Source organism: Colwellia hornerae (assembly GCF_007954355.1).
Taxonomy (GTDB): domain Bacteria; phylum Pseudomonadota; class Gammaproteobacteria; order Enterobacterales; family Alteromonadaceae; genus Colwellia_A; species Colwellia_A hornerae.
This window is the reverse complement of sequence record NZ_VOLR01000029.1, coordinates 35,275-48,896: the sequence shown is the minus strand read 5'-3', so window position 1 is coordinate 48,896 and position 13,622 is coordinate 35,275. Positions and strand designations below refer to the sequence as shown.

General features: G+C 36.6%; 13 protein-coding genes. 2 read left to right on the top strand and 11 right to left on the bottom strand.

Features of this window, described 5'->3' with window-relative positions:
* The 6 genes from ESZ26_RS19655 to ubiG form a co-directional block, all read right to left on the bottom strand.
* Window positions 1-60, bottom strand: a 60-nt coding sequence (locus ESZ26_RS19655; protein ID WP_425321258.1) for a PEP-CTERM sorting domain-containing protein, incomplete at its 3' end; no start/stop codon positions are given.
* 88 nt (window positions 61-148) lie between these two features.
* On the bottom strand, window positions 149-226 hold the full coding sequence (locus ESZ26_RS19650; protein WP_223271737.1) for a PEP-CTERM sorting domain-containing protein: 78 nt from the start codon (window positions 224-226) through the stop codon (window positions 149-151).
* 88 nt (window positions 227-314) lie between these two features.
* A complete protein-coding gene (locus ESZ26_RS16660; RefSeq protein ID WP_170246405.1) occupies window positions 315-1,463 on the bottom strand; it encodes an ice-binding family protein in 1,149 nt (382 codons plus the stop codon).
* 166 nt (window positions 1,464-1,629) lie between these two features.
* Entirely contained in the window at window positions 1,630-4,455 is a 2,826-nt protein-coding gene (prsT, locus tag ESZ26_RS16655) for an XrtA/PEP-CTERM system TPR-repeat protein PrsT (RefSeq protein WP_146800578.1), read from the bottom strand.
* A 175-nt stretch (window positions 4,456-4,630) separates the two neighbouring features.
* Complete coding sequence (locus ESZ26_RS16650) at window positions 4,631-5,383, bottom strand: substrate-binding periplasmic protein (RefSeq protein WP_146800577.1); 753 nt, start codon at window positions 5,381-5,383, stop codon at window positions 4,631-4,633.
* Window positions 5,384-5,751: 368 nt separating this feature from the next.
* Window positions 5,752-6,549 carry a bifunctional 2-polyprenyl-6-hydroxyphenol methylase/3-demethylubiquinol 3-O-methyltransferase UbiG gene (gene ubiG / locus ESZ26_RS16645; RefSeq protein ID WP_146800576.1) on the bottom strand — a complete coding sequence of 266 codons (798 nt, stop codon included), beginning with the start codon at window positions 6,547-6,549 and terminating at the stop codon, window positions 5,752-5,754.
* Between the two features lie 46 nt (window positions 6,550-6,595).
* Here ubiG and ESZ26_RS16640 point away from each other — a divergent pair, with 46 nt between their 5' ends.
* Window positions 6,596-6,958, top strand: a complete 363-nt coding sequence (locus ESZ26_RS16640) for a DUF2237 family protein (protein ID WP_146800575.1) — start codon at window positions 6,596-6,598, stop codon at window positions 6,956-6,958.
* Window positions 6,959-7,062: 104 nt separating this feature from the next.
* Here ESZ26_RS16640 and ESZ26_RS16635 read toward each other — a convergent pair whose 3' ends face one another.
* The 4 genes from ESZ26_RS16635 to ESZ26_RS16620 all read right to left on the bottom strand — a co-directional run bounded on the left by ESZ26_RS16635 (window position 7,063) and on the right by ESZ26_RS16620 (window position 10,028).
* Window positions 7,063-7,311: a hypothetical protein gene (locus ESZ26_RS16635; protein WP_146800574.1), complete on the bottom strand. Its 249-nt coding sequence runs from the start codon at window positions 7,309-7,311 to the stop codon at window positions 7,063-7,065.
* A gap of 12 nt (window positions 7,312-7,323) precedes the next feature.
* Window positions 7,324-8,142, bottom strand: coding sequence for a CPBP family intramembrane glutamic endopeptidase (locus tag ESZ26_RS16630; protein WP_146800573.1), 819 nt, complete (start codon window positions 8,140-8,142; stop codon window positions 7,324-7,326).
* 118 nt (window positions 8,143-8,260) lie between these two features.
* Window positions 8,261-9,130, bottom strand: a complete 870-nt coding sequence (locus ESZ26_RS16625) for a LytTR family DNA-binding domain-containing protein (RefSeq protein WP_146800572.1) — start codon at window positions 9,128-9,130, stop codon at window positions 8,261-8,263.
* A 112-nt stretch (window positions 9,131-9,242) separates the two neighbouring features.
* Window positions 9,243-10,028 carry a substrate-binding periplasmic protein gene (locus ESZ26_RS16620; protein WP_170246404.1) on the bottom strand — a complete coding sequence of 262 codons (786 nt, stop codon included), beginning with the start codon at window positions 10,026-10,028 and terminating at the stop codon, window positions 9,243-9,245.
* 568 nt (window positions 10,029-10,596) lie between these two features.
* Here ESZ26_RS16620 and ESZ26_RS16615 point away from each other — a divergent pair.
* A complete protein-coding gene (locus tag ESZ26_RS16615; protein WP_146800570.1) occupies window positions 10,597-12,336 on the top strand; it encodes a hypothetical protein in 1,740 nt (579 codons plus the stop codon).
* A gap of 295 nt (window positions 12,337-12,631) precedes the next feature.
* Here ESZ26_RS16615 and ESZ26_RS16610 read toward each other — a convergent pair whose 3' ends face one another.
* Window positions 12,632-13,570 carry a DMT family transporter gene (locus tag ESZ26_RS16610; RefSeq protein ID WP_146800569.1) on the bottom strand — a complete coding sequence of 313 codons (939 nt, stop codon included), beginning with the start codon at window positions 13,568-13,570 and terminating at the stop codon, window positions 12,632-12,634.
* Window positions 13,571-13,622 lie beyond the last annotated feature (52 nt).

Genomic DNA, 13,622 nt, shown 5'->3' with positions numbered 1-13,622 from the left:
AGCGATAATAAGTAAACCTAAGCCTAATAACCAAATAGTGGTGGGCTCCGGTACGTCAATCGGTCCACAGCCTTGATGTCCAATGATACTAATTGTTGGAGCAAATGTGAGGGTACTGCTTGCTGAAAAACGCCACTACAACGGTCATTTAAACTTGCTTTCTCTTAGCGATAATAAGTAAACCTAAGCCTAATAACCAAATAGTGGTGGGCTCCGGTACGTCAATCGGTCCACAGCCTTGATGTCCAATGATACTAATTGTTGGAGCAAATGTGAGGGTACTGCTTGCTGAAAAACGCCACTACAACGGTCATTTAAACTTGCTTTCTCTTAGCGATAATAAGTAAACCTAAGCCTAATAACCAAATAGTGGTGGGCTCCGGTACGTCAATCGGTCCACAGCCTTGATGTCCAATGATACTACTTGCGGCAAATGTGATGGTACTGCTTGCTGAAAAAACGCCACCACAACTGTCTCCTATACCTGCTACTAAAGAAATAGCCCCACCATCAATGGCACCCCTAGATAGAATATGTCCCCTCACTTCTGCGCCCGCCCCTAGTGATGTTAAGCCGGCTGTGGTTTCACCCAATACATTCCAAAGAATACTGCTGTTATCAGTGACGTTTAACAATACTACCTTGGAGTCAATGCCAAAGCTTAGATTATTGGCGATGTTGAAAACCCAAGAACCATCCATACCATTGCCATCCAACGTCAGGGTTTTTCCTGCTGCAATAGTGAGGTAATTAATCGAATTATAGACACCGGCTACGAGCGACTCATCGTTTACGCCAAAAGTGGTAAAATCTAGTTCTTCATCGGTTACCAATGCTTTTAGCTCGGCTTGCACTGTGGTAATTTGACTTTCCTTACTGGTAACGACAGGAGCTGGAGGTGGATCTTTTGATGAGTTGCTCGTAAGGGTCCCATCAATGGCAACGTTAGCAGCAATTGTTGCGATAGTTCCAGCATCAACATCTTGATAAATATGTGAGCCCGCAGCAATAGTTACTGTGGTTTTTGCTACAACATCGCCCTTAACCTCGGCATCCGCCTCTAGCGTTATTGTGCTTCCTGCTTCAATATTACCCTCAACATACAAATCAGCAGCGAAAGTTGCTGTCGTACCGGTATGAACCTTACCTATAACGCTTACATTTGCGCCTAGCGTTGCGGTGGTGGTCGCTTCAATGTAGCCATCGACATAAACATTATCGCTTAGGGTTGCGGTGGTGCCAGCCTCAATATTGCCACCAACGTAGCCATTGGTCGCTAATGTTATTGTGGTAAGTGCCTGCATATTACCGTGAGCAATGACACCATCAGCCATTGTTATCGTACCGTTAGCATAGACTGACAGATCATTGAGGTCTGAATCTAACAGCGGGTGAAAACTTGCGTTTGCACTAGAAACTAAGGTTATCATTAAGATAAAGAAGAGGTGAGTGAGGCGTTGCATAGTAGACTCCATGTCGTATATCTTAAAATTTTAGACGAAAAACTTAATCCATAAGTTGTATAATTTACACAATATATAATAGGTGGTAGCAGGTTTTTTGTACAATAAATACACGCTTAATTGTAAATGTAATTAATATTATTTGTTAAGTTATTGTAAGTTTTGTTTATTTTTTTTCTAATTTATCAAATAATTGTTGAGCCAATTGATGTTCTTCAAAATCATTGGGCAAAGCGATTAATTTAATTAATACTTTTTTCGCCTCATTGACACGTTGTAACTTCGCTAGGGCATAGGCGATATGATATTGAATATCTGGGCTAGTAGAAGATAAGCTAAATGCCTGTCTTAAGTAAGATAGCCCCAAATCTAACTCTTCAGATAAAACCAAGGCCCAGCCAATAGTGTCTATAATGGAAGGCATTCTAGGGTCAAGGTTCAAAGCTTGCTTAGCTGTTTCTATTGCCATAGGAAAATTCTTATCTCTAATATAAATAGTCGCTAAATTATTCAGTGCTAACGCTCTTTTTGTTGGAGGTATATTATTTTTTAGCAGTATTTGATATTGATTTTTCGCTTTTTCAAAGTGCTTGTTTTCGAGCAAATGATCCGCTAATAAATGACGATGCAATAACAATTGAGGATATTCAGTGGTAAGTTTTTTTAGTTCAGCAATGAACTTTTCTGACAAAGGCACTATTTTACTGATTTGATATAGCTTGCTTAAGGCCGTCAAATTACTGTGTTCTTGCTTAACCGCTTTTAAATATGAATTAAAAGCTTGAAGTTTATTATTACCGGCATTAAAAATATCACCTTGTAAAATAGTCAGTTCAACATTGTCTTGAGACGTTCTTTGTTGAGCTTGTGCAAGTAACTCAATGGCTTCGTCAATTTTACTTAACTGAATTTTAATTTTAATAAGTTCAATAACAATTGGCAACGAGTTAGGAGAAAATTTAAAGGCTTTTTCCCGACTATATTCTGCGCCGGCGAAGTCTTCTACCTCTAGTTGTAGTCGACTTAGCTTCATTAATAGTGGTACGTTTTCATCCACTAATCCCGCCAATATATCTAATTTACCTTTAGACTTTTTCGGTTGCTCTAATGATAATAAGACTTCGGCTTTCTTAAATAGCGCTTGAATATTTAATCTGTTCTCCCTCAACATTTGGTCAATAACTAAAAGTGCGTCTTGCCATTTTTGTTCAGTAATATAAATATTCGTTAACTCAGTCAATGCAACTGTTTTAACTGATGGTATTTTAGCTTGTCGCTCAAACCCGGCAATAGCCGCTTCTTTATTACCAAGACGATATTCAACTTTGGCAAGTAATAATGCACTTTGGTTATTATTTTCATTTTTCTTTAGAACATCAGTTAATATTTTTTTTGCTAAGTCAAATTTGCCAAGATTAAGCTGTAACAATGCATAACTGGTACTGATCTCACTATTTTTGGGCTGCTTTAAATACAACCTTTCTATAATTTTTTGGGCGGTACTAAATTGTTGCAATTCAATCAATATTTGCGCGGTTATCAAATGATAACTGACATTTTCTGGGTAAATATCGGTTAATGGTTTAATATAATTTAGGCTTTTTTGGAAAGAACCTACCCTTAATGACAACAGTGATAACGCGTATTGATAACTTTCACCTCCTTTAATTTGTGCATCTTCTAATAAAGCAAGCGCTTGTTCAATACGGCCAGAGCCTTCTAGTACATTGGCTGAGAGAATTAACACCGCTTCATCTTTAGGGTAATCAACGCGCAGTTTTGATAAGACAAAGTCGGCTTTATAATTTTGGTCAAACTTTAGATATAAGCCAGCTAATATCAAGGCATACTGTTTATTGAAAATCAGGTTTTTTTCATTTTTTTCGAGTAATAATAAGGCATGTTTTGGTTCTTGCTGTTGCTGATAAACATCAGCCAATAGCATGATCTCACTCATTTCAGTTTGAGAAGAGCTTTGACTTAGATATCTTTTGAATTTACTTTCAGCTTGTATCCAATTTTCTTGAGCATAACTGCTCATCGCATCAAGCAATAATAATTGCGGTTGAGAAAGGAGATATGACTCATCAAGCTTTGATAATTGATTACTGAGTTCAACAAGCACTTTTTTTGACAACTCTCCCTGGTTAAGCTCTTTTAAAATGAGGGCTTTCATAAATGTTGTTTGAGGGTCATTTTCTGCGATCTCAAGTACTTTATCAGCAAGCTGATTAGCCATGCTAAAGTTTTGAATATCGACATAACAACCAATTAAAATTCGCAACGTTTCAATGTTTTTTGGATTCAGTTCATTCGCTTTAGTTAAGTAGTTAATCGCATCATTAAATTGACCATCACTACGAGCAAGATGCCCTTTTAATTGCCAGAGTATTTCGTTATTAGGCGCAATTTTATCCGCTTTAGTAAGCAGCACCTTAGCTTTGATATTCTTTTTTTGATAAATATAAACCGTTGCTAACCCTAATAACGCGTCAATATTATTGCCATATTCAAAGAGGATACTTTGGTAGGTTATTTTGGCGTTTTCCAAGTCATTTAGACTAATATAAGCACGTGCTTTTATCTGGCTATACGCTAACTCTCCTTCTTTTTTAAGCATCATCTTACTGGCAAACGTTAAGGCTTGATCAAATTTACCTTGATTTAAAATACTCTCTCCAAGTGGGAAAACAATTAAATTATTATCAACACCTTGAGTAAGTAGATCATTGAGTTCTTGCTCGGCAGCGGGGTAAGAATTTTTATCTATTAAAACCTTGGCGAGTAATAATTTAGCCGGTAAATTACGTTCACTTTGCTGCAAAGCATTTTTTAAATGAATATAAGCTGCTTCAATCTCTCCTTGGTTATAAGCTTGCAGTGCTGCTTCATAATGATTTTTTTCGCTGTTTGCCGCCATTACCGCATTTACCATCAACACGGAAGCTATTTGAATAAAGGAGATAATTAATTTCCGTATTTTTTTCATCATGCCTTATGGCCTTTATTTTCTTCTAACAACATCTCGAACAACAATGTATTAAAAATAGAAATTTGAATTTTATGATTATTTTAGTCATCAGAAAACATTAAGTATCGGCTTTGAAAAATGAACCCGTATTTATTTGCTACGTGCTAATCTAACAATTAGCACGTCAACCGCTAAATTATAACCCCCACTTATCCATAATGTTTTTATAGGTGCCATCGGCTTTAATTTGTTGTAATGCAGCAGATAAAATAGTCACTGTTTTATCTGCTGTTTTAAGTCCAGTCGCGATAAAAAGATCGCCAGGAAAATCATGTAGTTCAATAAAAGGTTTAATGTCTTCTTTATTAAAGCCAATACTCTTCATTTCTCTATCTACAGCAACAAAGTTTGTTAAAATAAAGTCTATTCGTTGTTCAAAGAGCATGCTCCACATATGTTTATAACTAACGGATAAATGTAAGTTTTTTTGCTCTAGAAAGCCTGCGCTTTTTAAATGTTGCTCTGAATGATAGCCGCGAATTGTACCAACGACAAACGACTTTGCCTCTTCAATATTACTAATATTGATATCAGAGCGGCTGCGAAGACCCACCAAAAAAGCTTTGCTCTTAAATATTTGACCAACCCACTGGAAAAGATCTTTGCGGTCAGTACTCTTCATTAAAGAGAGCATAAAAATATCTTTATTATTTAAGGCTAAATCATAACTACGTGCAAAAGGTATAAACTCGATTTGAGCAGAAAGCTGAGTTTTAATCATTAAAGCTTCAATAACTTCAACCAAAGCTCCTGCAGGTTTGTTATCTGCGCCCATAAAATGAAAGGGGGGTAAATTTTCTGTAACGAATCTCAATTGCTGAGCATAACTTGCCCATGAGAATACAAATAATAATAGCGCAACGGCTGTTTGCTTACCTATATTATTCATATCAGCTTGCTGACCAATGTTGATTGACGGAAAATTAAAATATTTATATTTGCTCTATTGCGCAGTGTTTGCCTAGTAGTATTGTATTAATAATAAAACGAGTGCTATTGCAAGGTAAGATTACGATTGTTCAGTAAATAAAGTACGAGGTATCTGCTCAAGCGGATATTTTTCTGTAATTAGTCGCTATTACCCCATTGACCTAGCATTGCTTAACAGGGGAATGGCTAGACACGCTTATACTTATTATTAGGTAATTATCTGCTAATTAAATAAGCTGTTGTTAATTTACAGCCCGATAATAGCCTAAATAACAATAATTAAAGCGGCTGCTTTATAGGTTTTTTATAGCCAGTATCATCGAAAGGCTAATGGGCCGCTATACGTTTATATAGTTGCAGATAATTGACTTCTAAACTAGAGGTCGTGCGCCAATTTTTAGTGAGCAGACTGTAGGTCATGCCAATTTCTGTTACCAAGTGCATATGCGCTAGCGTCGCCATAGTGTTTAATTCAAGTGGTGTTACAAAGGCACGCCAACTGTGTGTGCCTATAGGTAAATAACGCATAATATATTCGGCGCCAAGAATGCCAACCAGGTAGGATTTAATGGTGCGATTGAGTGTTGCCATAACCACACAGCCATCCACCTTGCATAATTGACTGCATTGTTTAACTAAGTCTTTTTGGTTGGGGACATGCTCTATCACTTCAGCATTAATCACCACATCGTAGCGATTTTTATCGCTTATACTGGTCTGTTGCGCATGTTCGTGGCGATACTCAATATCGAGTTGAGATTTCACCGCATGACGTTTTGCTACTTCGATACTTATCTCACTAACGTCTATGCCGACCACCGTAGCTCCGGCTTTTGCTAAAGGTTCGCAAACCAGGCCTGCGCCGCAGCCAACATCTAAAATTTTTAAGCCTTGCAGTGGTGCTATATGATTAGGATCGCGACCATAGAAAGCGCAGATTTGTGCAATAAAATAGGCTACGCGTACTCGATTGAATTCTAGTGCCGTTTTGTATCGACCGTTTGGATCCCACCAACTCTCAGCAAACTTATTAAATTTAGCGACTTCTGCCGGACTAAAATTACCAGCTGGCGTGTGTTTAATGTTATTGTTTTTCACAGGATTAAGCTTACTTTTGTCTAACATGGTAGGTATTCCATCTTATTTACGTTAATTAACACAAGGCACCTTTATGGACAATCAATTGAATGTATTAGGTACAGATTTAGAGTTATGTTGTAGTCATACGGGCTATACCCGAAAAGGGTTTTGTTTTGTGCCCGAAGTTGACTTCGGTAACCACAGTGTCTGCGCAATCATGACTGACGATTTTCTACAGTTCTCAAAAGCACAAGGTAATGATCTGATCAGCCCTAATTCTCAGTATGGTTTTCCTGGTTTAAAAGCTGGTGACAAATGGTGCTTATGCGCTGTTCGTTGGTATCATGCAATTGCGGCAAATGTGGCTCCACCTATTGTGCTTGAGGCAACCAACCAAAAAGCACTAACAGTGGTTTCATTAGATGTTTTAAAAGCCCATGAATATAAGTATTAGGCGTTGTTCATTTGATAAAATAACGAACAACACCGATACCACTGCTCAGGTCGAGTTAGCGACTTAATCACCAAGGTCATATGTAAGAGATAGCAATAACGTTATTACAATTGTTTTATCTCTTGGCGCAGCTTGGTGTTGCTATCGGTGACGATTTCTTCCAGTACGATCACTCTTTCAATCAGTATAGCTAATTTCTTTTGTGTTGTTCTGGCGGTATGATTATTATTTTCTTTTTGCAACGCTAATAACTGTTGATTGACCGCTGATTTATAACGAAAATAATGGCGAACCAAGATAATAATTAATACTGGTGATGTCAGTGTCATCATAACTAAAAATAATTCGAGCATAGCTAATTCCCTTTAAATACTTTCAGTGGTTAATGTCGCTTTTGTACTTGTGGTCGATTGATTTTTCCACAAGTTTAAAAGGGTTATTTCGCGCTTTTTACCACGGCGAACAAGCAGGTGAATGTAAAATAAACTTAAAATAATTGAGCTTGCTTTGAATATATTGCCCGGTAAGTCTCCCGCTGCACCACCTGACATGCCAAATATGCCGTAAGCTGCATTCATGAAAATATGCATCCATAAAGGAAACCAAATTCGATAGCCAGATTCACAAAACAACCATGCAAACCAAGTACCGGCTACCGAGGTTATGGCGAAAGCAGCAAAGGCTGACATTAGGTCATGCCCTTGATATATATGCCCAAAACCAAAGATAACTGAACTCAATAAAGCGGCGGGTATAAATCCTAAATGGCAATATCGAAATAAAACCCCAAATAATACCGCTCTGAAAAGAATTTCTTCGAACAGACCTGCGTATACCGAGCCAACCATTATTCCTGATAGGGCAAGGTTCAACTCGCTACTTAAATATGCGTAACCAATGCTCATTGGCAAGCAACAGGCAACAGCCGCTAAAAAGTAATGTTGAAATCCTGCTATTTTTAATCCTAAAATTTCAGTTAAAGCAACGTCCTTAAATAGTAAGTTTGCGACTAACACTAAGGGGCTGTATATAAAGAGGTAGCGCGCGGGTGTCAATAAAAGGTGAGATTGATTATCTAATGCCAGTAAAGCTTCACTCCAAGTATCTCCCCAAAAGTATTTCAATATATAGCGACAGAATATAAAGGTGGTGATCATTACCAGTGTTTTAATTTTGTTATTCATATGTACCTGCTTAACTAAAGTTTTAATTTCAAATTAAGCATGACCAACACTCAATTGAATATCCATAAATTAGGGTTAAGCTGATAAAAAAGGTACTGTTAACAATATATTGGGGTGACTAACAAGCTTTTGGGACTAATGACAAGGCTTGCTTTATTGTTTCTACATAAGAACGGGATACGGGGACCGTAAGGTCAAGGGGCTTCATCACTAATTTCAAACCACCAGCATTGCCGGTGCTAAGTGACACTAAGGCAAGGTTTACGGCATAAGAGCGATGACAGCGCGTTACCGGTGAGTCGACAGGGAGTTGTTTTAAGATACTGGTTAGTGAACTGCGTAACAATTGATGGCTAACGTTGTTATCTTTAATAATGGCAAACTCACAGTAATTGTCAGCCGACTTGATAAATAACAGCTGTGATAAAGCAATTTGCAACTTATCGCCTTTATTATCGCCAGTTAAGGTCAGTGGCTGAGTTGATCTGTGCTCGCTATTAACTACATTTTCATCTTGTTGATTTGTTATATTGTCAGTTTTAATAACTTGTTTTGGCAACGTGATTTTTTGTGCATGGCGATTAACAAGATATATAAAAAAAATTGGAAACAAACCAATAGCAAAAGTATATAAAATAAACAGTAATTGATTTTGCCAATGCCAAGAGCCCAGAATAGCCACGACAAAGTAGCTGTGATTAAAGGCTGAGACTATACCAATATAAAAACAAGGTATAATCATCAAACGTAATTTGTTACTAACCTTCAGACGAATTGAGGCTATTTCTAATGCACCAGAGAGTAATAGCGCGCAAAAAGTGACTAAGCTATAACCCGAAAGTCGTAAAAATTTAAAGGGAATAGTATGGTTATTGGTGCCAAAAGGCTGGAATACAAATAAAACGAATAGGGTAACCGTGGCGAATAGTACCGCTCGCTGTAAAACTACTTTTCTGGACGCTAAATCATCCTTTAACCACAGTGTCATTCTGTAAAAGTCTTTCGCAATAAAATGGATAAGAAAAATAACATATATTAATAGCTAGCTGCTGATTTTTTTAAAATTAATAAGACTAAACGCATCAATAAATCCTTTATAGTTAATTTACTCTTATAACAGGATATTGCCACTCACTGATTATTTTATCAATTTTTCCTGTTATCTTCAGTTGATTAATTGAATGGCGTAACTGTTCAATAATATAGGGGGGTGTTTTTATATTACAGGCAAAATAGTAGTCTAACGGCTTGGTATTTAGTTGGTAAACATTTTCAAATAGATTAGGGTTTAAATTATTAAATTGAGCACGATACTTAATAGTATATCCATCCGCTAAAATTAAATCGATGCTTTTACGTTTAGCTAACAGCATTAATAATGAATGAGTATTATTGACAACAAATAAATTGAGACCTTCTATAAAGCCTTTTTTCACTAAAAGTTGGTGGGTAACATCATCACGGATCACAGCAATCATATATTTTTTTGCATCGTCTAATGAAGTAATACTTAGCTTTCGTGCCGTTAAACCGATAAAAGAAACATTACGCTCGGCGATGGTATTTACCCAAATAAATTGCTGTTCACGTGCAGGGGTTCGGGCAATAGAATAAATACAGGTGTTTGCTTTATTCAAAGCCATATTAAGTGATCTCGCCCAGGGATAGACACTGATATTAAATGTGTACGGTGTACTCGACAGCGCCGAAGATACTATTTCTGTGGCGAATCCTAATACCTTATTAGGTGTATCTATTTGAAAAGGGGGCAGGTGCTCGGTGACGATTTCAATGTGTGGCTGAGAAGTAACCTCTTGTGAGCTTGCTGATAGCGCGACAAAGCAAAGTAATGCGGTTAAAGACCTGAGTATATTACTGATGATCACTATGGTGTTAATCTTCCTTGATTTATAGATAGAAAAATATTAACACTAAAATTGCTGAAAAACTACTCTGCAAAGTCGTCACAGAGCTTGCTGAGTTTTTTAGCTAATGGGCTATGTTTTATTCAGAAAATATCACGCGCTTGATTGCTTACTCTTGGTATTCGCGGATGAAAAAGCTTGTTAATCCTCTGTCTATATCAACAGGGTTAGTTCAAATAGTAAGGTCAATATTATTCATACATTAAACTAGAATTACGATAATACCTCCTACTTTATCAAGCCAGTTGACGTGATAAACCTTTCTTTTTATAGTAAAATCGACCTTTTAAAGATTTAACGTTAACTTTTTGTTAATATTGTTACGAGTGGTTATATTACTTTTTTTGTAAAGGGTGATAAAATTTCAAGATAACCTACGAATGAACAAAGATAAATTACACTTTTATCTTTCGTTTAACACCCTTTTAGCTAATTATTTATCGCCACTTAAAGTGGTTAAGCCACAGAATATATTTTTTATTATTGCGGCATTTAAATTATCAAAAAATATATTGATAAAGGAATATATGTGAAAAAGTTAATAACGATTATTCTATTTGTTTTATTTACTCAAGGATGCGGAGGAAGTTCTAGTAGTGATAGTACTAAAAGTAACGGAACTGACACCAATGTCGCCGTTGTTCCCCTTGATTACAAAAGTATCAAATATAAAAATGAAATAGCAGAGAAGTCTAATTCTCTTTTTAGGGGAGGAATTACTTTAGAAATTCCTATTAGCTGGTATCAAGAACAAAATATTGAAATTGTTCCCCCTGTACTTACTACTTTTTATTCAGAAGGTACTTCCCCTAAAGTTCTTACCATAGTAAAAACAGACAATTTCATTCAAAGTAGGCAAGGTCTTTCAAATATTAGCGAAGTCGCTTCTAGGCCAATTAACTTTTCGAGCTTTGAGGGAACAGAGGTTATATTTACCGCAGATATTGATGATATCGCTTTAAAGTTTATGCAAAGCTATGTGGAAGTTAACTCCGTTTACTATTCCATTTTCTTTTTTTCAGAAGCTAAAGAGTTTGATCGGTATATTGAAGTTTCTCGATATATTGCTAGTACTTCCCATCTCAGTTTATTAACGCATGAGACTACAGATATAAATGTAACAAAGGCAGATGATGATTTTTTATTATTAATTTGCGAACCATCAGCACAGAATTCTAATGAATATCAGCTCTATGGCAAAATAATGTCGCAGGAGATAACGTTTAGCGAACAATTTTTAATTGATGATAAATCTTTAGGTTGTTTAAATGCTACTGCTCAATATAGTCAGGGTTCATATCTCGTAGTATATGGCGCTGATTATAATGATCGACACCTTGTGGCTAAAAGAGTGTCAAAAACGGGAGTCGTTTTAGATAATGTTCGTATTCCGATATCATTTAATAGTGAAAACATAGACTTCTTCTTAGAACGAGGGTTTTCACTTGGCAATAACCACAAAGAAATAAACATTCTTTTTGATGGTGATAAATATTTAGTTACTTGGCGTTGGAGGTCAAGGTATGGCAGCGATCATATCATGGGCCGCTATATTGATACTGATGGTGTCACATCAAAGACGTTTGCTATTCATCAATATGTAGATGGCCTTATTGATCAAACGGTTAAAGCTGCTATCAGTAACAATCAAGTTTTAGTTACTTGGTCAACTAAAGAGTCAAGTAATGATAATTACCCAATCGTTACCTACGGAAAATTTGTCAATGATATTGACGTTGTCAGGAGTATTGCACCTTCAACCATAGATAAAAACGATGTGGCGACTGCACGATTCCAACAGTTAATATCGATAGATAATGGTTTTGTCTTCTCTTGGGTACAAGGAGGATATTGTAGTACATGTGAGGGAGCGAGCGACCAAGCAATTAAAGCTAGAATAATTAGCCATGATGGTTTACTAGAAAACGTAAATTTATCTACCGAAGCCATAACAGTCGCAGAGCAAATTACCTCTGAAGGCTCTAGCATTGGTGAAGCAGGAGATAAAACCTATTTTAATATTCAAAACTTAGATAATAAGTTACTTTTCTCTTGGATTATTGGCGGAGGATTTGAAGAAACTATTTATCACATGGTTAGTGACCATAGCCTAACTGAAATCTCAGATATTACTATTAGGGATAAAAAAATAGGTTACATCTCCAGCTTAGCGGAAATAGACGTCACTTACTCTGAAGATAGGCTGTTTTTCTTCCAGACTGCTTATGAAGGTACGGTTGTCTGGGCTGAAAATAAACCGGGTCAGTAAATAAAATAAAAATAGATAGTTGCATGGTTTTTGTCGCAATGTTGCTGCTTTATTGTCGAAGGGCACACTGACAATAATCCTGAAAACCCTGTGGTTATAGTGTGTAGTTGACACGATAAAAGGTACGTTAGTTTAAGTTGATTATTAGCCGATTGTGAATTTAAAATTGCCCTTTATTGGGCAATTTTATGTTGTGAGCAAGCGTCATAAGATAATGATTAATATATAGCTTGCCAGATAAAAATTTATAATTAACGGCTTAAAACATTAGGCTTGGTTGCCGGTTTTTAGGCCATTAAGTTAATACAAGTTTGTTTTTATTTTTACTTAACGCCGTAACACCAGAGCCAATAACTAAGATCACTGCACCGATAATACTGGTAGTATTGAGTGGTTCGTTTGTAATCGCTCCTGGAGAAATATAATTAATGATCTGCATAAAAATCAAGGTTAATAATGGCGTTATGGCTAATGTTGCACTAACACGAGACGCTTCCCAATGTTCAAGAGCTTCTGCAAAAGCGCCATAAGCCAACAGGGTATTTGCGCCACAAAAAATCAACAGTAACCAACCTATGGTATCTAATTCAAACACTAAAGACGGGGCCGATGAGGGTAAAAATGCCAAGGTTCCCGCTAAATAAATCAGTATCATAATTTCTTCAGAAGCAAAACTTTTCAACAGTTGCTTTTGTGCTAAGGCATAAATAGCCCAAAGAATTGCCGCAAGAATAATAAAGAAAAGGCCAAGAGCATAGTTACCCTGAAAACTAAATAATTGTTCAAATCGCTGATTAAAAAATAATACCAGTCCTAAGATGAAGGTTAACAAGCCCACTTTTTGTTTGGTATTAAACGATTCCTTAAAAACACAAACACCACCAATAAGTAATAACATCGGCGCTATTTGAATCATGACCTGTGTGCTTTCTGGTGATGTTAAGGCCAAGCCCATCATATAGAGAATGTAGTTTGCTAATAAACCAAAGACGGTAAGTAGCATTAACACCATTATTTTATTGTTCTTAAGTGATGATAATGAAGGTAGGCGTTTGGTGATGACTAAGTATCCGCCCAAAAATACGGCCGCAATAAGAAAACGAAACCAAGTAATGGTATTTACATCCATATATTGCAATAGCTCTTTGAGCGCAATCGGTAATACGCCCCATAATATTGCCGTAGTAAGAGATAAAAATAACCCCAGTTGCCATCGACCACTAATTTCATGCATAGGAAAAGCTCAGCTTTAAATGCCACATTGAGCATTTCTTTAAAAGTGAGAT